Origin of the sequence: Actinophytocola sp., assembly GCF_035942955.1 — a bacterium.
Classification (GTDB): domain Bacteria; phylum Actinomycetota; class Actinomycetes; order Mycobacteriales; family Pseudonocardiaceae; genus DASYTH01.
Window position 1 is genome coordinate 1 of the sequence record NZ_DASZCQ010000191.1, and the last position, 24,893, is coordinate 24,893.

General features: G+C 72.1%; 24 protein-coding genes. 9 read left to right on the plus strand and 15 right to left on the minus strand.

Annotated features, from left to right (window positions below; genetic code table 11):
• Positions 1 to 31: 31 nt before the first annotated feature.
• Together VGX25_RS18715 and VGX25_RS18720 are read right to left on the minus strand one after the other, a co-directional pair.
• Positions 32 to 1,570: a GNAT family N-acetyltransferase gene (locus VGX25_RS18715; protein ID WP_326919107.1), complete on the minus strand. Its 1,539-nt coding sequence runs from the start codon at positions 1,568 to 1,570 to the stop codon at positions 32 to 34.
• Complete coding sequence (locus tag VGX25_RS18720) at positions 1,567 to 2,691, minus strand: GuaB3 family IMP dehydrogenase-related protein (RefSeq protein WP_326919108.1); 1,125 nt, start codon at positions 2,689 to 2,691, stop codon at positions 1,567 to 1,569. Before VGX25_RS18720 ends, VGX25_RS18715 begins: the two co-directional genes overlap by 4 nt.
• 194 nt (positions 2,692 to 2,885) lie before the next feature.
• On the opposite strand from VGX25_RS18720, the gene VGX25_RS18725 reads away from it, so the two are divergent.
• Both VGX25_RS18725 and VGX25_RS18730 read left to right on the plus strand, forming a co-directional pair.
• Positions 2,886 to 4,130, plus strand: a complete 1,245-nt coding sequence (locus VGX25_RS18725; RefSeq protein ID WP_326919109.1) for an MFS transporter — start codon at positions 2,886 to 2,888, stop codon at positions 4,128 to 4,130.
• 200 nt (positions 4,131 to 4,330) lie between these two features.
• On the plus strand, positions 4,331 to 5,572 hold the full coding sequence (locus VGX25_RS18730; protein ID WP_326919110.1) for a diguanylate cyclase: 1,242 nt from the start codon (positions 4,331 to 4,333) through the stop codon (positions 5,570 to 5,572).
• A gap of 40 nt (positions 5,573 to 5,612) precedes the next feature.
• Here VGX25_RS18730 and guaB read toward each other — a convergent pair whose 3' ends face one another.
• Complete coding sequence (guaB, locus tag VGX25_RS18735; protein ID WP_326919111.1) at positions 5,613 to 7,124, minus strand: IMP dehydrogenase; 1,512 nt, start codon at positions 7,122 to 7,124, stop codon at positions 5,613 to 5,615.
• Between the two features lie 114 nt (positions 7,125 to 7,238).
• Between guaB and VGX25_RS18740 the strand changes: the two genes are divergently transcribed.
• Positions 7,239 to 7,643 (plus strand): DUF5319 domain-containing protein, encoded by a 405-nt coding sequence (locus VGX25_RS18740; RefSeq protein WP_326919112.1) that lies wholly within the window; start codon positions 7,239 to 7,241, stop codon positions 7,641 to 7,643.
• A 97-nt stretch (positions 7,644 to 7,740) separates the two neighbouring features.
• Here the strand turns inward: VGX25_RS18740 and VGX25_RS18745 are convergent, their stop codons facing one another.
• The 5 genes from VGX25_RS18745 to VGX25_RS18765 all read right to left on the minus strand — a co-directional run bounded on the left by VGX25_RS18745 (position 7,741) and on the right by VGX25_RS18765 (position 11,971).
• Positions 7,741 to 8,655 (minus strand): anti-sigma-D factor RsdA, encoded by a 915-nt coding sequence (locus VGX25_RS18745; RefSeq protein ID WP_326919113.1) that lies wholly within the window; start codon positions 8,653 to 8,655, stop codon positions 7,741 to 7,743.
• Positions 8,656 to 9,228 (minus strand): sigma-70 family RNA polymerase sigma factor, encoded by a 573-nt coding sequence (locus VGX25_RS18750; protein ID WP_326919114.1) that lies wholly within the window; start codon positions 9,226 to 9,228, stop codon positions 8,656 to 8,658.
• 218 nt (positions 9,229 to 9,446) lie between these two features.
• Entirely contained in the window at positions 9,447 to 10,043 is a 597-nt protein-coding gene (locus VGX25_RS18755) for a response regulator transcription factor (RefSeq protein WP_326919115.1), read from the minus strand.
• A 123-nt stretch (positions 10,044 to 10,166) separates the two neighbouring features.
• Positions 10,167 to 10,988, minus strand: coding sequence for a hypothetical protein (locus VGX25_RS18760; RefSeq protein WP_326919116.1), 822 nt, complete (start codon positions 10,986 to 10,988; stop codon positions 10,167 to 10,169).
• Complete coding sequence (locus tag VGX25_RS18765; RefSeq protein WP_326919117.1) at positions 10,985 to 11,971, minus strand: MerR family transcriptional regulator; 987 nt, start codon at positions 11,969 to 11,971, stop codon at positions 10,985 to 10,987. Before VGX25_RS18765 ends, VGX25_RS18760 begins: the two co-directional genes overlap by 4 nt.
• 221 nt (positions 11,972 to 12,192) lie before the next feature.
• Here VGX25_RS18765 and VGX25_RS18770 point away from each other — a divergent pair, with 221 nt between their 5' ends.
• Positions 12,193 to 12,492, plus strand: a complete 300-nt coding sequence (locus tag VGX25_RS18770; RefSeq protein WP_326919140.1) for a WhiB family transcriptional regulator — start codon at positions 12,193 to 12,195, stop codon at positions 12,490 to 12,492.
• Positions 12,493 to 12,559: 67 nt separating this feature from the next.
• On the opposite strand, the gene groL is transcribed toward VGX25_RS18770, so the two are convergent.
• Together groL and groES are read right to left on the minus strand one after the other, a co-directional pair.
• Positions 12,560 to 14,191 (minus strand): chaperonin GroEL, encoded by a 1,632-nt coding sequence (gene groL, locus VGX25_RS18775; RefSeq protein ID WP_326919118.1) that lies wholly within the window; start codon positions 14,189 to 14,191, stop codon positions 12,560 to 12,562.
• A gap of 83 nt (positions 14,192 to 14,274) precedes the next feature.
• Positions 14,275 to 14,568 (minus strand): co-chaperone GroES, encoded by a 294-nt coding sequence (gene groES, locus VGX25_RS18780; RefSeq protein WP_326919119.1) that lies wholly within the window; start codon positions 14,566 to 14,568, stop codon positions 14,275 to 14,277.
• Between the two features lie 152 nt (positions 14,569 to 14,720).
• On the opposite strand from groES, the gene VGX25_RS18785 reads away from it, so the two are divergent.
• From VGX25_RS18785 to VGX25_RS18795, 3 genes are all read left to right on the plus strand, one after another.
• Positions 14,721 to 15,911, plus strand: coding sequence for an MFS transporter (locus VGX25_RS18785; protein ID WP_326919120.1), 1,191 nt, complete (start codon positions 14,721 to 14,723; stop codon positions 15,909 to 15,911).
• Positions 15,912 to 16,012: 101 nt separating this feature from the next.
• Positions 16,013 to 16,507, plus strand: a complete 495-nt coding sequence (locus VGX25_RS18790) for a hypothetical protein (RefSeq protein ID WP_326919121.1) — start codon at positions 16,013 to 16,015, stop codon at positions 16,505 to 16,507.
• 112 nt (positions 16,508 to 16,619) lie between these two features.
• The gene (locus VGX25_RS18795; protein ID WP_326919122.1) at positions 16,620 to 18,524 is read left to right on the plus strand and encodes an N-acetylmuramoyl-L-alanine amidase; all 1,905 of its coding nucleotides are present in this window, start codon (positions 16,620 to 16,622) and stop codon (positions 18,522 to 18,524) included.
• A 265-nt stretch (positions 18,525 to 18,789) separates the two neighbouring features.
• On the opposite strand, the gene tsaD is transcribed toward VGX25_RS18795, so the two are convergent.
• From tsaD to VGX25_RS18815, 4 genes are read right to left on the minus strand one after another with little or no spacing between them, the layout of a single operon-like run.
• A complete protein-coding gene (gene tsaD, locus VGX25_RS18800) occupies positions 18,790 to 19,833 on the minus strand; it encodes a tRNA (adenosine(37)-N6)-threonylcarbamoyltransferase complex transferase subunit TsaD (RefSeq protein WP_326919123.1) in 1,044 nt (347 codons plus the stop codon).
• Entirely contained in the window at positions 19,830 to 20,312 is a 483-nt protein-coding gene (rimI, locus tag VGX25_RS18805; RefSeq protein ID WP_326919124.1) for a ribosomal protein S18-alanine N-acetyltransferase, read from the minus strand. The genes tsaD and rimI overlap by 4 nt, the downstream gene beginning before the upstream one ends.
• Positions 20,309 to 20,974, minus strand: coding sequence for a tRNA (adenosine(37)-N6)-threonylcarbamoyltransferase complex dimerization subunit type 1 TsaB (gene tsaB / locus VGX25_RS18810; RefSeq protein ID WP_326919125.1), 666 nt, complete (start codon positions 20,972 to 20,974; stop codon positions 20,309 to 20,311). Before tsaB ends, rimI begins: the two co-directional genes overlap by 4 nt.
• A gap of 32 nt (positions 20,975 to 21,006) precedes the next feature.
• On the minus strand, positions 21,007 to 21,816 hold the full coding sequence (locus tag VGX25_RS18815; protein ID WP_326919126.1) for an SAM-dependent methyltransferase: 810 nt from the start codon (positions 21,814 to 21,816) through the stop codon (positions 21,007 to 21,009).
• 83 nt (positions 21,817 to 21,899) lie between these two features.
• Between VGX25_RS18815 and VGX25_RS18820 the strand changes: the two genes are divergently transcribed.
• Both VGX25_RS18820 and VGX25_RS18825 read left to right on the plus strand, forming a co-directional pair.
• Positions 21,900 to 23,294 carry an acyl-CoA synthetase gene (locus VGX25_RS18820; RefSeq protein ID WP_326919127.1) on the plus strand — a complete coding sequence of 465 codons (1,395 nt, stop codon included), beginning with the start codon at positions 21,900 to 21,902 and terminating at the stop codon, positions 23,292 to 23,294.
• The gene (locus tag VGX25_RS18825; protein ID WP_414635870.1) at positions 23,287 to 24,618 is read left to right on the plus strand and encodes a carboxyl transferase domain-containing protein; all 1,332 of its coding nucleotides are present in this window, start codon (positions 23,287 to 23,289) and stop codon (positions 24,616 to 24,618) included. The genes VGX25_RS18820 and VGX25_RS18825 overlap by 8 nt, the downstream gene beginning before the upstream one ends.
• A 6-nt stretch (positions 24,619 to 24,624) precedes the next feature.
• Here VGX25_RS18825 and VGX25_RS18830 read toward each other — a convergent pair whose 3' ends face one another.
• Positions 24,625 to 24,765 carry a hypothetical protein gene (locus VGX25_RS18830; protein WP_326919128.1) on the minus strand — a complete coding sequence of 47 codons (141 nt, stop codon included), beginning with the start codon at positions 24,763 to 24,765 and terminating at the stop codon, positions 24,625 to 24,627.
• Positions 24,766 to 24,893 lie beyond the last annotated feature (128 nt).

The window sequence follows — 24,893 nt, forward strand, 5'->3', positions numbered from 1 at the left end:
GTCTTTTGTGGCCTATGGCACCACAAAAGACTCACGACAGGTCGGTGCGCAGGAGTCCGTAGTGGACGATGTCGCGCCGCCGACCGCCGCGCAGCTGGGCGCCGCGGAGCACGCCCTCGCGGCGGAAGCCGGCCTTCTCCAGCGCCCGCTGCTCGGCCACGTTGTCCACATCGGTGCTCGCCTCGACCCGGTCCACCTCGGTGGTGGCGAACAGATGCTCGGCGAGCAGGCGCTGGGCGGTCGTGCCGGCGCCGCGCCCGCGGGCCTCTGGCACGAGGCCGATCCCGATGTTCCAGGCCGCGGCGCTCAACGTTCCGCCGTAGCTGACCGCGTGCCAGCCGATCATTCCGATCGGCTCGGCCGTCGCGGCGTCCACAATGGTCAGCACCGAGCTCGGGTTCGGCGGGAACGGCCGCGGGCGCTCGTCGGGGTCGAGGTCGAACTCGCTTGCGGCCGCCTCCCAGAGCCGCTCCCGGTCGTCGCGCAGCGGCTCGGCCAGCGCCACGCCGTCGCGCTGCACGACGATCGCCCGCTCGCCGTGCTCGGGCCGCAGGTCCGACCGCAGCAGCCCGTAGATGACATCATCGCGCCGGCGCCCACCGCGCACCGACACCCCGCGCAGCACTCCCTCGGCCCGGAAACCGGCCCGCGTCAACGCCTTGCGCTCCGCGACGTTCTCCACCTCGGTGCCCGCCTCGATCCGGTCCACATCGGTCGTGGCGAACAGGTGCTCGACCAGTAGCCGCTGGGCGATCGTGCCGACCCCGCGCCCGCGCGCCTCCGGCAGCAGGCCGATGCCGATGTTCCAGGCCTCGCAGGCCGCCGTCGAGCCATAGCTGACCGCGTGCCAGCTCACGGCGCCGAGCAGCGCACCGGTCGCCGAGTCGATCACCGCAAGCCGGTGCGGCAGCGCGAACGACCGCATCGGCCGGTCGTCCGGATCCGCCTCGAAGGCGCCGTCGCCGCGCTCCGTCAACAGCTTCCGGTCGCCGTCGAAAAGCTCCGCCAGGGCCACCCCGTCGCACTCCGCGACGATCGCCCGCTCGCCGTGCGCGGGCCGCAGATCCGAGCGCAGCAGCCCGAAAGCGAGATAGTCGCGCCGCGCGCCGCCGCGCATGGCGGCGCCCCTGATCACCCCCTCGGCCCGGAAACCGGCGCGGGTCAACGCCTTGCGCTCGGCCACGTTGGCCACCTCGGTGCTCGCCTCGATCCGGTCCACCTCGGTCGTGGCGAACAGGTGCTCGACCAGCAGCCGCTGGGCGATCGTGCCCACCCCGCGCCCGCGCGCCTCCGGCAGCAGGCCGATGCCGATGTTCCACGCCGCGCAGTTGGCCGTCGGGCCGTAGCCCTCGGCGTGCCAGCTGACGTTGCCGAGCAGCTCGCCGGTCGCCGCGTCGAGCACCGCGAGCACGTGCGACTCGACCTGCTGCAACGCGGGGCGGTCGTCGGGATCCGCCTCGAACGCGCGGTCGTTGCGGGCCTCGAGCACCTCCCGGTCGCCGTCGAGCAGCTCCGCCAGGACCACCCCGTCCCGCACGGCGACCACGGTCCGCTCGGTCAGCTTCGTCATATCCGTACCGTAAGACCGACCTTCTGGAACTCCTTGACGTCCGAGTAGCCGGTCTTGGCCATCGCCCTGCGCAACGCCCCGAACAGGTTGATCACCCCGTCGGCGTCGCTTGACGGCCCGAACAGCAGCGTGCGCAGGTCGACCTGCAGCTCGGGGACCACCGTGTCGACCCTGCTGCGCGGCAGCGACGGGTGCGCGGCGGCCGCGGTCCAGTACAGGCCCTGGCCGGGCGCCTGGGTGGCCGCGGCGAGCGGCGCGCCGAGCATGACGGCGTCCGCCCCGCAGGCGATCGACTTGGCGATGTCGCCGCTGACCGCCATCCCGCCGTCGGCGATCACGTGCACGTACCGGCCGCCGGTCTCGTCAAGGTAGTCCCGCCTGGCCGCGGCCGCGTCGACGATCGCCGTGGCCATCGGCACCCCGATGCCGAGCACGCTGTCGGTAGTGGTGACGTCCCAGCTGTGGCCGTAGCCGACGATCACCCCGGCGGCGCCGGTGCGCATCAGGTGCATCGCGGTGCGGTAGTCGTGCACGCCACCGGCGACCACCGGCACGTCCAGGTCGGCGATGAAGCTCTTCAGGTTCAGCGGCTCCCCGTCCCGCGCGACGTGCTCGGCCGACACGATGGTGCCCTGCACCACCAGGATCTCCACCCCGGCCGCGAGCAGATGCGGGGTGAGCTCGGCGGCCCGCTGCGGGCTTACCCGCGCCGCCACCGTGACCCCGGCGGCGCCGATCCGCTTGATCGCCTCGGTGATCAGATCCAGCCGGATCGGCGCGGCGTGCAGCTCCTGCAGCACCCCGACCAGCTCCGACTCGTCCCCGGCCCTGGTCAGCGCCCCGAGCGCCTCGTCGACGTTGGCGTGCCGGGCCCACAGCCCCTCGGCGTTGAGCACTCCGAGCCCACCGAGCTCGCCGATGGCAACCGCGGTGGCCGGCGAGACGATCGCGTCGGTCGGGTGGGTGATCAGCGGGATGTCGAACCGGTAGGCGTCGATCTGCCACGCCGTCGACACGTCCTTGGAGGAGCGGGTGCGCCGCGACGGAACGATCTCCACGTCGTCCAGACCATAGGCCCGCCGGGCCGTCCGCCCCATGCCGATCTCGACAAGATCACGCACGTCGGTCCCTCCCTGATAGCCGCGCCGCGCAGCCTATCCCTCGCGCACCGACGGCCCGTGTCAATACCGTCTCATTACGAGAACCCATACCGGCCGTTTGGCGGCAGCACGACGCGTGGACGATCAGCTACCGTGAGCTGCCTCGGGCAGCGGAGGCTCCCGGCAGCGGGTCGGTCAGAGTCGAGGGAGCTTCATTGGGACGGGGGACACACGTCACCTTCCGCTCGGTGTTCGCCGTCGGCGAGTTCCGGGCGATGTGGGGTGCCGAGGCCCTTTCCCAAGCCGGTGACCAACTCGCCCGGGTGGCGCTGGCGATCCTGGTTTTCCAGAGAACCGACTCGGCGGCCCTCACCGGGCTGACCTACGCGTTGACCCTGGCCCCGTCGTTTCTCGGCGGGATCTTCCTTTCCGGACTCGCCGACCGGTTCCCGCGCCGCGAGGTCATGGTCGTCTCGGACGTGTTGCGCGCCCTGCTGATCGCTCTGGTCGCCGTGCCGGGCATGCCGTTCCCACTGGTGTTCGTGCTCGTCGCCCTGGTGTCGTTCTTCCAGGCGCCGTTCAAGGCCGCCCAACTGGCGTTGCTGCCCGCCGTGCTGCCGGGCGACCTGTTCGTCGTCGGAATGGGAATCCGCACCGTCACCATGCAGACCGCACAGGTGGCCGGGTTCGCCGGGGGCGGCGTGCTGGTCAGCTTGATCAACCCGCATGTCGCACTTGGACTGGACGCCATCACGTTCCTCGCCTCGGGGCTGCTCATCCGGCTCGGCGTGCGCTACCGCCCGGCCGCGGCGTCGAAGGCGGAGCGCCTGTCCATTCGCGGCTCGGTGGGCACCGGGGCGTCGCTCATCTGGCGCGACCGAGGTCTGCGCGTCCTGGTGATACTCGGCTGGCTGTCCGCGTTCCTCATCGTCTACGAGGGACTCGCGGCGCCGTACACCGACGAGATCGGCGGCGGAACGATCGCGGTCGGCCTGATCCTCGCCAGTGATCCGCTCGGGAGCGCGATCGGGGCTCTCGTGTTCACTCGGTGGGTGTCGCCGACGCGGCGACCCCGGTTGCTCGGCCCGCTGGCGATCGCCAGCTGCCTGCCGCTGTTGCCCTGCTTCCTGGCGCCCGGGCTGGTGGTTTCTTTCGTCCTGTTCGCACTCTCCGGCGCGCTCGGGACGGCGGTCATCATCCAGGGCGCAGCGTCGTTCACCCGAGGAGTGCCCGATCAGCTACGGGCACAGGCATGGGGAATCTCCCAGTCCGGACTTGCCACCGTGCAGGGCCTCAGCCCGCTGCTCGCCGGATTGCTCGCCGACCAGGTCGGTACGACCGAAACGATCGGGGTGGTCGGGGTCATCGGCCTGGTCATTGCCGTGCCTGCCGCATGGGCTTGGCGCCGTTGTCTGACGACGGAGCCAGATCGCTGGCACGCAACGACGGACAGCGACTGATCAGTATTCGCGCGTACGCATGGCGGTTCACCTCCGGTAGCCGGGTCAGCATGCCACACCCGCCGGTCTGCCTGACAGCCTGTGGCGCGCCAGATACCCTTGGCGAAAGGGGTGACGAGCACGACAGGACCATTATGAGCCACGAACCGGCCAACGCCCATAGGGTGCCCCGGGATGGATTATGGCCGCCCCGGTGGAAGATGTGGTCCGAGACCCGGCCCCGGTGGATCGTCTACGCCCTCGCCACCGAGGTTGCCGCGCTCGGCTTGACGGCCTCCGACCTGGTGATCCATCCCGTGCAGCGGTCGGATCTGCTGTGGTTCACCGGCTTGCTCGTCCTCGGCATCGGGCAGGCGGAGATGTCGCGGCAGGTCGAGCGGGTCCGCCGGTGGATGGCCGGACAGACCCACATCAACGTGACCTCGGTCTGGTACGTGGCCGGCGCGGTGCTGCTCACCCCGGGCTGGGTGGCTCTGCTCGGTATCGCGCTGTACCTGCACCTGTGGTGGCGGGTGTGGCGACACGTCCGGGCCCGGCCCAAATACCGCGTGGTGGCGAGCACCGCGGGCGGCATGCTCTCCTGCTATGCCGCGTCGTGGGCGGTGCATGCCGCCGGCCTCGGCAACCTCGCCGATGCGCATGTTTCCGCATTGGACGGCGCGGCGATCGTGCTCCTGGCCGCGGCGGTCTTCGAGCTGGTCAACCTGGCTCTCGCCGTCACGAGCATCTTCCTCAACACGCACACCAGGTCCGTCACCGACCTGGTCGGCACCTGGGGGGACAACGTCCTCGAGCTCGTCACGTTGTGCCTTGGCGGGCTCACCGCGCTCGCCCTGGCATATCACCCTTTCCTGGTGCTGCTGGTGTTCCCGCCGCTGGTCATGCTGCACCGGCTGGTGCTGCTCAAGCAGCTCGAAGTGGCGGCGGCGACCGACGAGAAGACCGGCCTGTTCAACGCCTTCGGCTGGCGCGATCTTGCCGCCCGCGAGCTGGCAAGGGCGCAGCGCAGCCGCTCCGCCTGCGGCGTCCTGATGGTGGACCTCGATCACTTCAAACGGGTCAACGACACGTACGGCCATCTGGCCGGGGACTCCGTGCTCAAGGCGGTGGGCGAGCTACTCCGAGCGGAGGTCCGCGACTACGACGTGGTCGGCCGTTTCGGCGGGGAGGAGTTCGCCGTTCTCCTCCCGGACATCACCGAGCACCACGCCATCGCGATCGCCGAACGCATCCGGACCGCGGTCACCAAGCTCGAGGTCGACGTCGATGTCGACGACGACCGCGTCGCCACGGTGTCCAACCTCTCCGTCTCCATCGGAGTCGCCGTCTGCCCCGACTCCGGCACCGTGGTCGACCGCCTCCTCATGGCGGCCGACACGGCGCTCTACAAAGCCAAGAACGACGGCCGCAACACGGTGGTCTCGGTCGGCTCCAGCATCTGATCGACACTCGCACCGAAACCGGTGAACGCGCACTTACGTGTCAGCGGGAGGTGTAGTTGGGGGCCTCGACGGTCATGGTGACGTCGTGGGGGTGGCTTTCCTTGAGGCCGGCCGCGGTGATGCGGACGAGTTTGGCCCGCTGGAGCTCGGCGATGGTGTGCGAGCCGGTGTAGCCCATGCCGGAGCGCAGGCCGCCGATGAGTTGGTGCACGACCTGGGCGAGCGGGCCGCGGAAGGGGATGCGGGCCTCGATGCCCTCGGGCACGAGCTTGTCCTCGGACAGCACGTCGTCGGCGAAGTAGCGGTCCCTCGAATAGGACTTGGCCTCGCCGCGGGACTGCATGGCGGCCAGCGAGCCCATGCCGCGGTAGGTCTTGAACTGCTTGCCCCCCACCAAGATGATCTCGCCGGGAGACTCGGAGGTGCCGGCGAGCAGGCTGCCGAGCATCACGGCGCTGGCGCCGGCGGCGATGGCCTTGGCGATGTCGCCGGAGTACTGGATGCCGCCGTCGCCGATCACCGGGATGCCGGCCGGGCGGCAGGCCTGGTCGGCCGCGTGGATGGCGGTGATCTGCGGGACGCCGACGCCGGCCACCACGCGGGTGGTGCAGATCGAGCCGGGCCCGACGCCCACCTTGACGCCGTCGGCGCCGGCCTCGACGAGGGCCTGCGCGCCGGCGCGGGTGGCGACGTTGCCGCCGACGACGTCCACCGTGTCGCGCAGCTCGCGCTTGAGCCGCCGCACCATCTCCAGCACGCTGCGCGAGTGGCCGTGGGCGGTGTCCACCATGAGCACGTCGACGCCGGCGTCCACAAGGGACATCGCGCGCTTGTAGGCGTCGTCGCCGACGCCGATGGCCGCGCCGCACAGCAGCCGGCCGTCGGGATCCTTGGTGGCGTTGGGGAACTGCTCGGTCTTGACGAAGTCCTTGACGGTGATCAGGCCGCGCAGCTTGCCGGCGCCGTCGACGATCGGCAGCTTCTCCACCTTGTGCCGGCGCAGCAGCCCGAGCGCCGCCTCGGCCGACACCCCGACCTGCGCGGTGACCAGCGGGCCCTTGGTCATGACGTCGCTGACCAGCTTGGTGTGGTCGACCTCGAAGCGCATGTCGCGGTTGGTGATGATGCCGACGAGGGTGCCCTCGGAATCGGTCACCGGGACCCCGGAGATCCGGTACCGGGCGCACAGCGCGTCCACCTCGGCCAGGGTGTCGGTGGGCGAGCAGGTGACCGGGTCGGTGACCATGCCGGCCTCCGACCGCTTGACCGTCTCCGCCTGCCGGGACTGCTCGTCGATCGACAGGTTGCGCTGCAGGATGCCGATCCCGCCCTGCCGGGCCATGGCGATGGCCATCCGCGCCTCGGTGACCGTGTCCATCGCGGCCGAGGCGAGCGGGATGCGCAGGGTGATGTTGCGGGACAGCTTGGTGCTGGTGTCGACCTCGCTCGGCAGCACGTCGGACTCGGCGGGTTGCAGCAGCACGTCGTCGAAGGTCAGGCCAAGCTCGGCGAACTTGGTGGGGACTGCGTCAGCGGTGAGCTCGCTGGTCATGGTGCGTTGCGGACCTTCCTACCGTGCCGACGGCGAGGGCATTCGCAGGCGGGCGGGGCGTAGTCCCATGGTATCTGGAGGGTGTCACAACCTCGCCCGGTACCGTGCGTGGTCGTGGCGCACGATGCATTGCCTCCAGATCCGTTCGCGGACGATCCGGACGATCCGGCCAGGGCCCTCGGCGAGCCGGAGGACGAGCCCGGCCAGCCGATCAGTGAGGACGAGCGGGCCGAGCTGCTGGCCGATCTCGCCGACCTCGCGGTGTACCAGGCCCTGCTCACGCCACGCGGAATCCGCGGGGTGGTGGTCGACTGCGCCGAGTGCCAGGACCCGCACTACCACGACTGGGCGCTGCTGCGGGCCAGCCTCGAGCAGTTGCTGGCCGACGGGCGGATGCGCCCGCACGAGCCGGCGTTCGACCCCAACCCGGCCGACTACGTCAGCTGGGAGTACTGCAAGGGGTTCGCCGATGGCGCCGTGCTGAACCTACCCCGCACTGGACCGCCTCTCCGAGATTAACTGCTGTCGTTACGTTCCAGCGGATGGTGCGCATGGCGGGTTGATTGTGGCTGAGTGCCGTCACGGTCCCCTGAGGTTGCGGTTGGCAGGCACGAGGTCAGGGGGTTCCGCCGGCCGGTTCGCTAGCCGGTTCACCCGCCGGGTTGGAGTTGGTCTCGGTCTTGGGCGAGGTGGGCTCGGTCTCGACGCGGCCCGGCTCGCTGCCCGTCTCGGTCGTGGTGGTCGGCGGCGTGGTCGTGGTCGGGTCGGTGGTCGGCGGCGGCTGCACGGTCGACGAGTCGACCGGGTCCGTGGTCGGGTCCGTGGAGTCGGTGGCCGGCGCCGTGGTCGGGGACGCGGACGGCGGCGGCGAGGCCCCTTCCACCGGGTTGTCCGGAAGCTTGGCCAGCAGCTCGGCGTGCTTGGCCTGCAGGTCGGCCTGGCCGTCCTCGCTGGCCACCGTCGGCAGCGTGCTCTGCGCCTGGTCGAGCATGCTCTTCGCCTCGGCGACCCGGCCGCTGGCCAGCGCCTGCTCGGCCTCGCTGAGGTCGACCCGCACCGCCTGCGCGGCCTCGACCGACCGGGCGTGGTCGGCGTAGAGGACCCTGGTCAGACCCCACAGCGTGTCGCCCGGCTGGGCGTCGCGGGCGGCCAGCCCGACGCCGGCGAACACGATCGCCAGCACGGCGGCCGCCGCGGCGAGCGGGGCGAGCAGCCGCGAGCCGCGGCGCGCCCTGATCCGCGCGGCCTGCACGGTGGCCACCGCGAGCTTGGGGTCGACCAGCTCGGTGATGGGCTCGGCGTCGACGTCGGAGCGCCAGGCCAGCAGCAGCTCGGCCAGCCGGTCGTCGGCGAACATGCCGGACGGGTCCGGCTTGGTGGCGCCGAGCGCGTCGAGGAACGCGTCGTCGGCGTGCACCTGGGAGAAGTCGATCGCGTCGTCGTCGAGCTGGTCCGGCTCGACGTGCTCGGCGACCTCGGTGGCCCGCAGGTGCGACTCGATCTCATGCTCACGCTCGGGCCGATCAGCCACTCAGACCACCTCCTCCGCGGACAGAGTCTTCCGCAACCGCGCAAGGGCGCGATGTTGAGCCACCCGGACGGCTCCGGGGGTGGAGCCGACCGCCTCGGCCGTCTCCTCCGCAGACAGGCCGACTACCACTCGTAACAGTACGATCTCTCGCTGCTTATCTGGAAGGACCTGAAGCAACTCACCCATCTCCTTGGTGAGCTCCTGCCGCAGGGCCCGCTGCTCCGGACCGGCATCGGTTTCCGGTTCATCTGGAACGTCGGCGACGGGCTCCGATCGGTTACGTCCGGCCGCCCGATGGGCGTCAGCAACCTTGTGTGCGGCGATGCCGTACACAAAGGCCAGGAAAGGCCGCCCCTGGTCGCGGTAGCTAGGCAGTGCCGTCAGCACCGCGAGACACACCTCCTGGGCAACGTCGTCCGCCGAAGCGAAGTTGCGTTCCTGCCTGCCTACCCGGGCGCGGCAATACCGCACCACGAGGGGCCGGATCGACGCGAGAACCGCCTCGATAGCCCGAGGATCACCCTCGACGGCAGCGCCCACTGAAGCGTCCAGTCCGTCCCCCGATGTGGTCATCGCAGCGAGCAGCCCCGGTGTTACGAGTGGGTACGGTTGGTCGGACGCCACCGTACGGGAGCGGTGTCCCTTGGTTTCCGCGACGTCCACCGTACCTCGGGCGATAACCCTCATGCTCCGTGCCGCCTGCCGACTCGGGTCCAGGCGCGCCGAACGCCGCGCTCGCTGCAGATTCTGCGCCGAACGCGGCGTCTGTGCCCAGCCGGGGGGCCCTTACCTCAGGAAACGAGGCCGCGGCGGAAGCCGTGCGCGACGGCCTGCGCACGATCCCGCACGCCGAGCTTGCGGAACAGCCGGCGGGCGTGGGTCTTCACGGTGTCCTCGGACAGGTAGAGCTCGCGGCCGATCTGGCCGTTGCTCTTGCCCATCGCCATGCCGCGCAGCACCTGCAGCTCGCGGTCGGTGAGCTGGACACCGGGGTCGGACGGCTGCCGAGGGGCCGGCACCGAGGTACTGGCCAGGGTGTGGGCCAGCGCGGCCACGAGCTCGGGGCGGGACGCATCCCAGCGCAGGTAGCCTCTCGCCCCGCCGGCGATCGCGGCGGCGATGCTACTGGCGTCGTCCGGCGCACCGAACACGATCACGTTGGCCTGCGGGTTGGCGGACACCAGGCGGCGGGTGGCCTCCACCCCGGTTGGCACCGCGCGCTGGGTGCCGACCAGCACGACGTCGACCGGAGCTCGGGAGTATCGGGCGAGCAGCTCGTCACCGTGCGCTACACAGTCGATGCGACTGACTCCGGGGACAGCGGACATGACGCGCGTGAGACCCTCGCGCACCCCGCGCCGGTCGTCGCAGATCAAGACCGTCGTCACGGGGACTCCTTCCTGCAGCCGAGTGACGTTCCACCTCACCTATCGGTCGCAGAGCGGAGAACCTTGACCCGATCTGGTGGCAAATCTGCGAAGAAGTTCGCCCGGTTGTCCTAGCGCCCGTATTCACCCGGTCAGACGAGCAGGATCGGGCACCCATGGCGAATTGCCGGCAACCCGGCGACCGATGGGATCGGCTCGGCGCAACACCCAACGCAGAGCGTCACCGGCACGGCGGCGGTGTGCCGGCGCGAAGGCTGGCTCGAGGTCGGCCAGCAGCATGGCGCATGGCCACACTAGCGGGAGCAGACCGAGCTCGGAAGCGTCCCGCCAGGCGTGCTCGACGAGCCGCCGGGCCCGCTGCCGGTCGGCCGATTCACCACGGGCCGCCAGTGCCGCGCCGAGGACCATCGCCGACTTGACCCGATGCCGGACGGATCCGGCCGCACCGGCGCGCTCGGCCGCCCGCTCCGCATGCGGCACCGCCACATCGGCCCGCCCGGCGCCCAAGTCGACCTCGGCCGACACCCAGCACAGCCGGATCTCACCCCGCCACCCGACATCACCGAGCCGCCGAGCCGCCGCGATCAACCGCCGGGCCTCGGGGAGGCGACCGAGACCGAGCGCGTCCGCGGCCAGCCCGAGCAGCACGTCCGACAGCACGTCGGGACGCGCGGCCAGCCGCAGGGCCGCCCCGTCGAGCACCCGGGCCGCCGCGTGCCCGCCGAGCTGACGCAGGTGCGACGCCCGCGTGCTGGCGGCGAGGGCCCCCATGGTCGGGTCGGGGCCGGCGCACAGCTCGTCAAGCAGCGTGGCGGCGGCGGCGTAACGGCCCTGCCCTCCCAACGCCACGGCGGCGAGCCAGCGCGACCGGGGATCGGGTGGAATGTCCGTGATCAGTAAGTCCGGCCGGTCGCCGAACGCCGCCCGGTAGAGCAGCTCGCTCATCGGCGCCAGTCGATCAGGGCCTCGATCCGCTCGACGGCAACGGAAAGCTCCTCAAGGCGCTCCACGCGGTCGGGCAGATCGGTGGCGAACCAGCCGGGGCCGGCCGCGAACATGCGCACGGGCTGGCGGGTCTTGGGGAGCTGGTCGAACACCGCGGCCCAGGCGTAGCGCGGCAGCTGGGCCCACAGCGCCACGGCGGCCGGGGCGGTCCGGCGCACCGCCGCGGCCAGGGCGTCGACCGGCAGCGCGGCGCCGAGCATCTGGGTGCCGATGCCCCGGCCGGCGAGCGCGGCCCGCAGCACGTACAGCGGCAGGCTGTGCCGCTCCTCCGGGACGCAGCACAGCAGCACGGGGCGGGGGTTGCGCGGCGCGCTGACCAGCGGGGTCGCCCCGATCACCGCGGCGAGCGCGCACTCGTGCAGCAGGTGCTCGGTCTCGATGTACTCGCCGGAGTGCTCCCAGCGGCTGGCGACGGCCGACAGCACCGGCCGGATGATCGTGTCCCAGACCGCGACGACGCCCTGCTCGGCGATGGCGTCGCTGATCAGTTGCTGGGCCGCGGTGGAGTCCATCGCCAGCGCCGCCCGGCCAAGGCCGCGCACCAGCGGGGAGGAACCGTTGAGCCGCAGCACCCGCCCGCCGGCCCGCACGGACCCGGCCGTGGCGGACGCCGGCGGCGGCTGATCGGGCGCCGTGGCCGGCCCGGCCGAGGTCGCCGCGGCCGAAGGGACCGCGGTCCGCAGCGCGTACTCGGCCGCCTCGGCCGGGGTCGCCCCGCGCAGCAGGGCCTGCTGCATCAGCTCCAGCCGGGCGATGTCCGCCGGGCCGTAGCGGCGGTGCCGGCCGGTGGTGTGGCCGCTCGGGCCGATCCCGTACCTGCGGTCCCAGGTGCGCAGCGTGGCCGGCGCGATGCCCAGCCGGCGGGCGACCGCGGCGACCGGCAGCGTCGGTTCGAGCGGGACGTGGTGACCATCGATCCTCACGGGTTCGGATGTCGTCGCCACACTCCCATCGTCGGGTGACCCGTTGTGCCCGGCAACCGGACCGGCGAACACGCTGCGTCTACCGAATGTTGCCGATCGGCTGAATTCGCGTAGCTGATGAGTCGATCACCCTTGAACAAGTATTGGCGCGGTTCTAGCGTTGTGTGCTGCACCGAATGGAGTATCGGCGCTACGGCTGTACCGACGAGGAGGCGGTCACGATGGCGGATACCCGTAGGCTTCCAGGGCCCAACGCGGATGTGTGGGACTGGCAGCTCGAGGGCTCCTGCCGTGGCATGGACAGCGCGTTTTTCTTCCACCCCGACGGGGAGCGCGGCCCGGCCAGGGCGCGCCGGGAGGCCAGGGCAAAAGCCATCTGCCAAGCCTGTCCCGTGCTGGAGATGTGCCGCCGGCACGCGCTGGCCGTGCACGAGCCCTACGGAATCTGGGGCGGCCTGTCCGAGTCGGAGCGGGAGGCCATCATCAAGATGGAAAAGCGCGCGCTCGCGGTAGCCACCTAATTCGTTTGCCGAGCGGGCCACCCTTGGGCGTCATTTGCCCGAAGGGTGGCCCGCTCGGCATTTCAGCTCAGAACCCCGGGCCGTGTCCGTGCCCGTGCCCGTGGCCCCCACCGCCGGCGGGAGCCTCCTCCTTCTTCTCCACCACCGAGCTCTCGGTGGTCAACACCATCCGGGCGATCGACGCGGCGTTGGCCACCGCCGAGCGGGTGACCTTGACCGGGTCGACCACACCGTCGGCCACCAGGCTGCCGTAGCTCAGCGAGGCCGCGTTGAAGCCGTGACCCCACTCCAGGTCGCGCACCTTCTGCACGACGACCGGGCCCTCGGCGCCGGCGTTGAACGCGATCCAGGACAGCGGCGCGGCCAGCGCGTCGCGCATGATCCGCACGCCGGTGGCCTCGTCGCCGGTGCGGCCGAGGCCGTCATCGAGGATCTTGGCCGCGTGGATCAGCGACGCGCCGCCGCCGGGCACGATGCCCTCCTCGACCGCCGCCTTCGTGGCCGACACCGCGTCCTCGATGCGGTGCTTGCGCTCGGCCAGCTCGGTCTCGGTCGCGGCCCCGACCTTGATCACCGCGACGCCGCCGGACAGCTTGGCCAGCCGCTCCTGCAGCTTCTCCCGGTCCCAGTCGGAGTCGGTGGTCTCGATCTCCTTGCGGATCTGCTCGACCCTGGCGGCCACGTCGGCCTTGGACCCGGCGCCGTCGACGATCGTGGTCTCGTCCTTGGTGACCACGATGCGCCGGGCGTTGCCGAGCACGTCGAGGTCCACTTCGGACAGCTTGAGACCGACCTCGCCGGAGACGACCCTTGCGCCGGTCACGACGGCCAGGTCGTCGAGGAACGCCTTGCGGCGGTCACCGAAGTACGGAGCCTTGACCGCGACCGCCTTGAGCGTCTTGCGCAGGGCGTTGACCACCAGGGTGGACAGCGCCTCGCCCTCGACGTCCTCGGCCACGATCAGCAGCGGCTTGCCGGTCTGGGCGATCTTCTCCAGCAGCGGCAGCACATCGGCCAGCGCGGAGATCTTCTCCCGGTGCAGCAGGATGTACGCGTCCTCGAGGACCGCCTCCTGGTGCTCGGGGTCGGTGGCGAAGTGCGCGGACACGTAACCCTTGTCGAACTGCACGCCTTCGGTGATCACCAACTCGGTGGCCAGCGTGGAGGACTCCTCCACGGTGATCACGCCGTCCTCGCCGACCTTCTCGATGGCCTCGCCGAGCAGCGCCCCGATCGACGGGTCCCGGGAGGCGACGGTGCCGACCTGGGCGATGTTGTCCCGGCCCTTGACCGGAGTCGCCTTCTCCTTGAGCGCGTCGACGACGGCGTCGGCGGCGGCCTGGATGCCGGCGCCGAGCGCGGTCGGGTTCGCCCCCGCCGCCACGTTGCGCATGCCCAGCCGCACCAGGGCCTGGGCCAGCACGGTGGCGGTGGTGGTGCCGTCCCCGGCCACGTCGTTGGTCTTGGTCGCGACGTTCTTGGCGAACTGGGCGCCGAGGTTCTCGAACGGGTCGTCCAGCTCGATCTCCCGCGCGATGGTGACCCCGTCGTTGGTGACGGTGGGTCCGCCGAACTTCTTGGCGAGCACGACGTGCCGGCCACGCGGGCCGAGCGACACCCGGACCGCGTCGGCGAGCTTGTTCACCCCGCGCTCGAGCGCCCGACGAGCGTCCTCGTCGAAGCTGATCTGCTTGGGCATCTTCTCCCTTTTCTAGCTCGGTAAGCGAAACACCCCGGCGGCCCCGGAACTGGGGCCGCCGGGGCGTTGAGCGGTGGCCGGCGTCAGTTGATGACGGCCAGCACGTCGCGGGCGGAGAGGATCAGGTAGTCCTCGCCGTTGTACTTCACCTCGGTGCCGCCGTACTTGGAGTAGATCACGACGTCGCCGACCGACACGTCCAGCGGGACGCGGTTGCCGTTGTCGTCGATTCGCCCAGGGCCTACGGCCAGGACCTTCCCCTCCTGGGGCTTCTCCTTGGCGGTGTCCGGGATCACAAGACCGGACGCCGTCGTGGCCTCGGCCTCGTTCGCCTGGACGAGGATCTTGTCCTCGAGCGGCTTGATGTTCACGCTCACCGGTGTGACCTCCACGGTCGTCGAAAGCGTTGGCAGGTTCTGTCTTGCGACGGCTCCTGCCACCCCGCCGTCGCGGGTGTCGGGGCGGTTCTGGTGCCGTACGACTAGCACTCTACCTATGGGAGTGCTAGCCCTTCAACCAGGGTGGTGACATGGCGGAGCGGGCGTGGCTCAACCGGGGAGTCGGGGGGATCGGCGCGGCCAGCCTGCTGTCCGACGCCGGGCACGAGGTGCCGACGGCGCTGCTGGCGAGCCTGGTGACCGGGACGCTGGGGGCGCCGGCGGCGGCGTTGGGGGTGATCGAGGGGGTCGCGGACGGGCTGGCCGGGGCGGCGCGGTTCGTCGGGGGTCCGCTGGCCGACGACGTGCGGCGGCGCCGGCGGGTGGCCGTCGGTGGGTACACGGTCACGGCGGTGCTGTCGTCGTTGATCGGGACGGCGGGGAACGTGGTCACGGTCGGGGTGCTGCGGGCCGGGGCGTGGGCGGCGCGGGGGTTGCGGGTGCCGGCGCGCAACGCGCTGCTGGCGGACGTGGTCCCGGCGTCGGCGTACGGGCGGGCGTACGGGTTCGAGCGGGCGATGGACAACCTCGGCGCGATCGTCGGGCCGCTGCTCGCGCTCGGGCTGGTCGCGGTGTTCTCGGTGCGGACCGCGATCCTCGTCTCGATCGTGCCGGGGCTGCTCGCCGCGGCGGCGATCTACTACGCGATCCGGCAGGCCCGGCTGCCCGCGGTGCGGGAACGGCGGCCGCTGCGGATCCGGATCCGGCCGGTGCTGCGCGGGCGGCTGGGGCGGGCGCTGGGCGCGTTCGCGTTGTTCGAGATCGGCAACCTCGCGGCGACGCTGCTCATCCTGCGCGCCACGGAGGTCCTGACGCCGCGCCACGGTTTGGAGTCGGCCACGCAGATCGCGCTCGGGCTGTATACCGTTTACAACGTCTCCGCGGCCGTGGTCTCCTACCCGGCCGGGCGGGGGTCCGATCATCTCGGGCGGCGCGGGCCGCTGCTGGTGACCGGCGCCGGGGTGGCGGCGTTCCTGGGGTCCTACGTGCTCTTCGCGGTCACCGGGCCGGCGATCTGGTTGCTGGCGGCCGCGTTCGTGGCGGCGGGGATCGGGATCGGGTGCGCGGAGACCGCCGAGCACGCCGCGGTCGCCGCGCTCGCGCCCGAGCACCTGCGGGGCTCGGCGTTCGGCCTGCTGGCCACGGTCCAGGCCGGCGGCAACGTGATCGCCAGCGCGGTGGTCGGGCTGCTCTACACGGTCGCCTCGCCGGCGGTCGCGTTCGGCTACGCCGCGGCCTGCATGGCCTTGGCCCTCGTCGGGCTGGGAATCACCCGGTCGTAGGCCGCGGTGCGGGGGCGCTCACGGTGTGATTGGTTCGCCATGGCGGGGGGTATCCGCCTCGCAGGGCCCGTGACGTGGGCCGAATGCGGAGGTGAACCTCAATGTTGATCCTCGGACTGTTGCTGGTGGTGCTGAGCGCGGCCGCCGCGGCACTGCTCCTGGCATACAACTGGTCCGGCGGGCCGGAACAGATGATCGTGCTCTTCGGCCGCGATCTGGTGAGCGTGAGCCCGCTGGAGGCGTTCCTCTCCGGCATGGCGATCGCGCTGCTCTTCTGCCTCGGCCTGTGGATGGTGATCTCCACGGGGCGGCGCCGGCGGGTGGCAAGGGCGCAGTACCGGGACGCGCGCCGGGAGGCGCGGGCCGCCGGCCGGGAGGCGCAGGCCGCGGCCAGGGAGCGCGACAAGCTCGCCGAGCAGCTGGAGAAGGAGCGGGCGGCCGGCACGTCGACCGGCGCGGACTGGAAGCCTCCGGCCAGGACGACGGCGCCCTCGCCGGCCGACGAGACGGCGACGCCGCCGCGCGGCATCGGGCGGCACTTCCGGCGCCGCCGGACCGAGGACGTCCCCGGCGACCAGCCGACGTCCTCGCGGTAGCCGCTCCGTCAGTACTCAACCAAATAGAGAAGTTCACGGGTAACTATTGACGGACCCGGGGCGGGCGCAGCAGAGTGATCGGTGGCTCACTCGCCTGCCTCGGGAGGCCGTCATGTCGCGCTCTCGCAGACTCACCAGCACGCTGACCGCAGCCGCCCTCATCACCGGCGCCCTCGCCGCGCCGGCCGCGGCCGACCCCGTCCCCGCCGACGCGCAGCGCCAGCAGGCGTTCGCCGCGGCCGCGGCCGAGTTCGGGGTACCGGAGAGCGTGCTGCTCGCACTGTCCTATGTGGAATCCCGGTGGGACTACAATGCCGGGACGCCGAGCTCGACGGCCGGGTTCGGGCCGATGCACCTCACCGACGTCGCCGCGGCGCCGCCGGGCGGCCACCACGACGACGGCACCGAGGATCCGCGCGGCGACACCGCCCGGCCCGAGCTGCACCCGCAGGCCCCGCCGATCGATACCTCCGCACCCGCGCTGCGCACCGCGGAGCTGGCCGCCCGACTGACCAATGTGGACATCGCGACGCTGCGCGCGGATCCGGCGCAGAACATCCGCGGCGGGGCCGCGCTGCTCGCCCACTACCAGCGGGAGCTCGGCGGCACCGGCGCCGACCCGGTCGACTGGTACGGCGCCGTGGCGAAGTACAGCGGCGCCACCGAGAGCACCGCCGCCTCGGCGTTCGCCGACGAGGTGCTCGCGGTCATCAGGTCCGGCGCCGAGCAGGTCACCGACGACGGCCAGCACGTCCGGCTGGCCGCGCGGCCCGACCTCGACGCGCCGAGCCGGGCGACCAACGACCCGGAGACCGAGTGCCCGCCGGGCCTTGGCTGCGAGTGGATCCCGGCGCCGTACGCCGACCTCGGCGGCGGCGACTACGGCAACCACGACCTCGGCAACCGGCCGGAGAGCCAGAAGATCGAGTACATCATCGTCCATGACACCGAAACCAGCTACGACAACACGTTGCGGCTCGTGCAGGACCCGACCTACGTGAGCTGGCAGTACACCCTGCGCTCCGCGGACGGCCATGTCGCGCAGCACCTGAAGGCCAAGGACGTGGGCTGGCAGGCCGGCAACTGGTACATCAACGCCAAGTCGATCGGCCTCGAGCACGAGGGATTCGCCGCGCAGGGCACCTGGTACACCGAGGCGATGTACCGCGCGTCGGCCCGGCTGGTGCGGTATCTGGCGCGCCAGCACCGGATACCGCTCGACCGGGCGCACATCCTCGGCCACGACAACGTTCCCGGCACGATTCCGGCGAACGTCCGTGGCATGCACTGGGATCCCGGCCCCTACTGGGACTGGGCGCACTACTTCGAGCTGCTCGGCGCCCCGTTCCACGGCCTCGGTCAGCTGCCCACCGGGATGGTGACGATCAAGCCCGACTTCGCCACCAACCAACCGGCGTTCACCGGCTGCACCGCGGTCGGCGTGCCCTGCCCGCCGCGCGGCTCCGCGTCGGTCATCCTGCACACCGAGCCGCGGGCCGACGCCCCGCTGCTGGTCGACGTCGGCCTGCACCCGGACGGCTCGCCGAGCACCATGCACATCTCCGACCACGGCAGTCGGGTGGAGACCGGCCAGCAGTACGCGGTGGCCGAGCGGCGCGGGGACTGGACGGCGATCTGGTACCTCGGCCAGAAGGGCTGGTTCCACAACCCGGCGAGCAAGCCGACCGCGGTGAGCACGCTCGGCTTCGTGGTCACGCCGAAGCCCGGCCTGGACGGCATTCCGGTCTACGGCCGCGCCTACCCGGAGGCGGCCGCGTACCCGCCGAACATCACCCCGCAGGCGATCGTGCCGCTGCAGTACCGACTTCCGGCCGGGCAGTGGTACTCCCTCGGCGTGATCGCGCCGTCCGAGTACTACTGGGCGGTCCAGTTCGACGCCACCAACCACACCGTCGTCCGCGGCAACCTGCGCTACTTCCAGATCCAGTTCGGCCACCGCGTGATGTTCGTCAACGTCGACGACGTCGTTGTGCGGCCGTCGTTCTGGCGCGGCTGACCGCGGAACACAGACCGGCGCGGGGCAGGGTGCCGGCAGGGGTGGGGACTCCGGGCACGGCGGAGTCCCCACCCGGGCGCCCTTACCAGCGCAGGTCGGGGATCGAGGCGATGCGGACCAGGTCGTCGCGGGTCAGCGGCGGTTGTGGGCGCGGGTCTGTGCCGGATCGTCCAGGCTGACGCGCGGAACTCGCGATCCCGGTCGGGCACGGGTGCTCCCTTCGATCACTCCCTATACGGGCGGTGCGCGCGTGGGGTTGCCGCCGTCAGACGGACACCGTGCCGACCGGCAGGGCCGGGTCGGCGGACAGCTCGAACGAGGAGGGGGCCACCCCCGCGGCGACCACGTGCGCGCCGAGGGCGGCAATCATGGCCCCGTTGTCGGTGCACAGCCGCGGCCGCGGCACCCGCAGCGTGATGCCGGCCTCGGCGCACCGCTGCGCGGCGAGCGCGGACAGCCGCGAGTTGGCCGCCACCCCGCCGGAGATCACCATCGTGCCGATGCCGAGCTCCCCGGCGGCGCGCACCGCCTTGGCGGTCAGCACGTCGGCCACCGCCTCCTGGAACGACGCCGCCACGTCGGCGACCGGAACCTCCTCGCCGTCGCGCTCCCTGGCCTCGACCCACCTGGCGACCGCGGTCTTCAAGCCGGAGAAGGAGAAGTCGAACTTCGGGTCGCGGGGCCCGGTCAGGCCACGGGGAAACGCGATGGCACAAGGGTTGCCGCGGGCCGCGGCACGATCGATCGGCGGACCACCGGGGTATGGCAGGCCGATCACCCTGGCGACCTTGTCATAGGCCTCGCCGGCCGCGTCGTCGATGGTGGAGCCGACCTCGGTGATCTTCCCGGCCAGGTCGTCGACGAGGAGCAGCTGGGTGTGCCCGCCGGAGACCAGCAGCGCCAGGCACGGCGACGGCAGCGGCCCGTGCTGCAGCGTGTCGGCCGCGACGTGTCCGGCGAGGTGGTTGACCCCGTACAGCGGCACGTCGAGGGCGGCGGCGTACGCCTTGGCCGCCGACACCCCGACCAGCAGCGCGCCGGCGAGACCCGGCCCGCATGTCACCGCAACAGCGTCCACATCGGACAGCTCGAGGTCCGCGGATGCCAAGGCGCGCTTCATGGTCGGCACCATGGCCTCCAGGTGCGCCCGGCTGGCCACCTCGGGCACCACGCCGCCGAACCGGGCGTGCTGCTCCACGCTCGAGGCGACCTCGTCGGCGAGCAGCTCCAGCGCGCCGCCAGAGCCGAGCCGCACGATCCCGACGCCGGTCTCGTCGCACGAGCTCTCGATCCCCAGAATGACGGTCATGCCGGCTCCTCGTCGGCGTCCCGGGCCGCGGGCCTCGCCATGGTGTACGCGTCGGCGCCGGACGGCTGGTAGTACCTGCGCCGCAAGCCGATCCGGCTGAACCCGTGCGCCTCGTACAGGGTGATGGCCGCGACGTTGTCCGTGCGCACCTCGAGAAAGACCGGAGCGCGCGACTCGTCCGCCTTCTCCAGCAACGCCGTCAGCAGCGCCCGGCCGATGCCTTGGCGCTGCCAGGCCGGATCCACGGCGATCGTGTGCACGTTGGCCTCAAGGGACCGCCCGTCGCCGACCATCGACAGGCCCGCGTAGCCGACGAGACCCACACCGTCCACATAGGCCCCGATGTAGAAGTTGCCGGCGTCCAGCTCGGACCGGAAGGTCGGCTCGCTCCACGGATCCTCGCCGTGGAACAGGATCCGCTCCAGCTGCGCGCAGCGCGCCAGGTCCGCGTGCCGCAGCGGCGCCAACCGAACGGTCATCGCAGCACCCGCTTGCGGGCGCCCGGCACCACGGCGTCCGGCCGGCGCAGGTACAGCGGGGTCAGCGGCCCGGCGGGCGCGCCGGAGCGCAGCGCGTCGCCCGCCACGGCCACCAGGCCGGCCGGCGTCGGGTGCTCCGGCTCGAGCACCGCCAGCCCCAGCACGTCGGCGTACACCCGGGCGCCGAACCCGGCCGCCCGGCTCATCCCGAGTTCTGGCAACCGTTCGGCGAGCTCGGCCGGCCGCTCGACCTCGGGCCCGGCCACCCGCCGGCCGGCCCCGTCGTAGCCCGCCCAGTACACCTCCCGGCGGCGCGCGTCGGTGATCACCAGCAGGTCGCCGCCGGCCTCCGCGGCGATCGCGTCCAGCGAGCACACCGGGTACACCGGCACGTCGAGCGCGTGACCGAGCGCCGCCGCGGTCACCATCCCGGCCCGCAGACCGGTGAACGGCCCGGGACCGACGCCGCACACCAGAGCGTCCACTTCGGACAGAGTGGCGCCCGCGGCGTCGAGCGCGCCGAGCACGTGCGGGGTGAGCAGCTCGCCGTGCGCCTTGGCATCGACCGTGACCCGCTCGGCAAGCACCCGAGGCGCGCCGTCCAGCGCGACCACGCCCGCGGTGATCGCGGGTGTCGCGGTGTCGACGGCAAGAACCAGCACAACGAACAAGCCTACGAGGTGCGCCGGGCGGGTCAGTCACGGACCGCCGTGAGGAACCCGATGAAGTCAACCTCGGCGCCGGCCCGGCCATAGGCCTCGGCCAGCTCCGCGCCGTCGACGGCCTCGACCCGCCACCCGTGCCGGCCAAGCCAGGGAACCAGGTCCTCGCCGAGCCCGCCCTTCCACAGCGATGTGACCTCGTCCATCTCGGGCGTGGCGCGGGCCCTGGCAAGCAGCGGGTTGCTCGCGGTGTCCCGGTGCTCGCAGGCGACCCGGCTACCCGGCGCGGACAGGTCGCCGACCGCGCTGAGCAGCCGGGCGGCCTCGTCGGCGGACAGGTACACCAGCAGCCCCTCGATCAGCCACGCGGTCGGCTCGCCCTGGCGCAGGCCGGCCTCGACCAGCCGGGCGGGCCAGTCGTCCCGCAGGTCCACCCGGAGCACGGTGCGTGCGCACCGCGCGACGGCGCGCTGGGCCGCCAGCACCCGCTCCTTGTAGTCGAGCAGGTCGGGCAGGTCGAGCTCGAACAGCCGCACGCCATCCGGCCAGTCCAGCCGGAACGCCCGGGTGTCCAGACCCGCGGCCAGCAGCACGACCTGCCGGCATCCGGCCGCGGCCGCCCGCAGCAGGTAGTCGTCGTAGTACCGGGTGCGCAGCACGATGTGCAGGCCGAACAGCCGCATGGCCTGGTCGAGCTGCTCGGCCGCGACCGCGGGATCCTCCGCGATCGAGGTCATCGCCTCGGCCACGAACGCCTCGGCGTACGGATCCACGAACAGCGCGTCCGGTCGCCGGCTCTCCATGGCCCGCAGCGCGGCAACCCCGATCGCGGTGCGTGACACGCCAGTCACCCTGTTGCCGGTGTCCATCGGGCCTCCCTCGGTCTGGTCGAGAATATTGGCATCGACGCGTCGAGAGGAGACCGATGGCCGAGCCGCTGCTCCCGGCGTACGGCGACGGCGACCGGGAGGCGCTGCGCTTCGGGGAGCGCTCGTTGACGCATCGGGAGCTGGCGGTCGCGGCGGGCCGGCTCGCCGAGCGGATCCGCGGTCACGAGCGGATCGCGGTGTGGGCCACCCCGACCGTCGAGACCTGCGTCGCGGTGGTCGCCGCGCTGCGTGCCGGAGTGCCGGCCGTCCCGATCAACCCCAAGATCGGCGAGCGGGAGCTCGACCACATCCTCACCGACAGCCGGCCCGGGTTGCTGCTCGGCGGATCCCACGAGCCGATTCCCGTCGAGCCGGCCGGCACACCGGAGCCGCTCGGGCCCGAGCCGGACGGCGAGACGCCCGCGTTGATCGTCTACACCTCGGGGACCACGGGGCCGCCCAAGGGCGTGGTGCTGCCCCGGCGGGCGATCGCGAGCAACCTGGACGCGCTGGCCGGGGCGTGGGAGTGGACCGAACGCGACGTCGTGGTGCACGGGCTGCCGCTGTTCCACGTGCACGGCCTGATCATCGGGGTGCTGGGCCCGCTGCGCCGGGGTGGCTCGGTGCACCACGTCGGCCGGTTCGCCACGGCGGCCGTTGCAGGCGCGCTGCATCGCGACGGGACCATGGTGTTCGGCGTGCCGACGATGTACCACCGGCTTGCCGAGGACTGCGAGCGGGACGCCGAGCTGGCCGCCGCGGTGGGCCGGGCCCGGCTGCTGGTGTCCGGGTCCGCCGCGCTGCCCGCGACCGACCACGCCCGGATCGCGCGGGCGACCGGGCAGCGGGTCGTCGAGCGGTACGGGATGACCGAGACGCTGATGAACACCAGCGTGCGGGCGTCCGGCGAGCGCCGGCCGGGGACGGTCGGGCCGCCGCTGGACGGCGTCGAGCTGCGCCTGGTGACCGACGACGGGACGCGGGTCGCGAAGCGCGAGGCGATCGGTGAGATCGAGGTGCGCGGTCCGAACCTGTTCCTCGGCTACCTCAACCGGCCGGACGCCACCGCGTCGGTCATGCGCGACGGCTGGTTCCGCACCGGTGACATGGCCGTGCTCGAGCCGGACGGCTACCTGCGGATCGTGGGCCGGCGGGCCACCGACCTGATCAAGAGCGGCGGGTACAAGATCGGCGCGGGCGAGATCGAGAACGCGCTGCTTGAGCATCCCGGCGTGGCCGAGGTCGCGGTGACCGGCCAGCCCGACGACGACCTCGGCGAGCGCATCGTGGCCTGGGTGGTGCCGGCCGGGACCCCGCCGACCGCCGAGGAGCTGTCCGACCACGTGGCCCGGCTGCTCGCCCCGCACAAGCGTCCCCGCGTGGTCCGCTTCCTGAATGCGTTGCCCCGCAACGAGATGGGCAAAGTCATGAAACGAGCTCTGCATGGCTGACGTTCGGACGCTGATCGCCGCGGTGACGAGCATGTTCACTGAGTCCGAATTAGACAGTCTAAACGAAGCGGAGCGGGACGGACCACTGAGCTGGACCGGATACGGCGAATCGCTTGCCAGGGCGCGGAAGCGAACCGGCGAGACCGAGTCGGTCTTGTGCGGCACGGGCAAGATCGGAGACACCGCCGCGGTGATCGTCGCGTTCGACTTCCGCTTCCTCGGCGGCTCGATCGGCGTCGCCACCGGTGACCGGATCGTGCGGGCGTTCGGCCAGGCGATCCGCTCCCGCCTGCCGGTGGTGTCGCTGATCGCGACCGGCGGCAGTCGCCTGCAGGAGGGCATGCTGTCGCTGAGCCAGCTGCAGCGGATCGCCGCGCGGTGCGCCGAGCTGCGGGAGCGGGGCCTGCCGCACGTCGCGGTGCTGCGCGATCCGACGACCGGTGGCGTGTGGGCGTCGCTGGGCGCCGGCGCCGACGTGGTGATCGGTGTCACGGGCGCGCAGGTCGGGTTCGCCGGCAGCCGGGTCCGGCCGGCTTCGTACCTCGGCGACAGCGCCTACACCGCCGAGGGCCAGCTGGCCGCCGGGCAGGTGGACGAGGTGGTCACCGAACCGGATCTCCCCGGGGTCCTGGCCGCCTGGCTGGCATTGCTGCCCGTGGACCGGCCGGCCCCGAGGCACGCGCCGGTCCCCCGCGCGCTCGGCGATCTCGCCCCGGCCGCCGACGGCTGGGCCGCGGTGGGCCGGGCCCGGTCCGCCGCCCGCCCAAGGGCGCTGGCGTATCTCGAGGACTATTTCGACGTGCGCCGGTCGATCAGCGGCGACCGGGCCGGCGGGGTCGACCCCGGCATGCTGTGCGGCATCGGCCGGCGCGACGGCCGGTTGGTCGCCTACGCCGCGCAGGCCGGCACGGCGACCACTCCGGCCGGTTTCCGCACCGCGACCCGGCTGATCCGGCTGGCCGAGCGGCTCAACCTGCCGGTGCTGACCCTTGTGGACACTCCCGGCGCGGCCGCGGACCCGGAGTCCGAACGGAACGGCCTTGCCCCGGCGATCGCCGAGCTGTTCGCCGCCGTCGCCCGCGCCACCGTGCCGATCACCACGCTGGTGATCGGCGAGGGCGGCTCCGGCGGCGCGCTCGCGCTGGCCGCGCCGGACCACACCTGGATCACCCCCGACGCATACTTCTCCGTGATCGCCCCCGAACTCGCCGCGGCGATCCTCAAGCGCGACTCGGCCCAGGTGCCGGCGACCGCCGAACAACTGCGCCTGCGCCCACAGGATCTCGTGGACCTGCGCGTCGTCCGGGGCATCGCCGGCCCCTGACCGGTCTCAGGTCTGGTGGCGCAACCTCTTCCACCAGGATGGCTGCGGCCCCCGGCCCTCGCGGAGCTTGCGCACCACGGCGTGCCGGCGAGCGGTCTCCAGCCGGTAGTCCATCTCGGCCTTGACGGCCTCTGGCGTCCATTCCATCTCGATCACCCTTCACGCTGTGCTTTGGCTGTCGAGATGAAGAGTCGTCCTGAGGCCGCCTGATACGCATCGGAAGATCACGCACAGCCCGACGCGCCCAGCCCTTACCCACCCCCCATCAGCCCCCC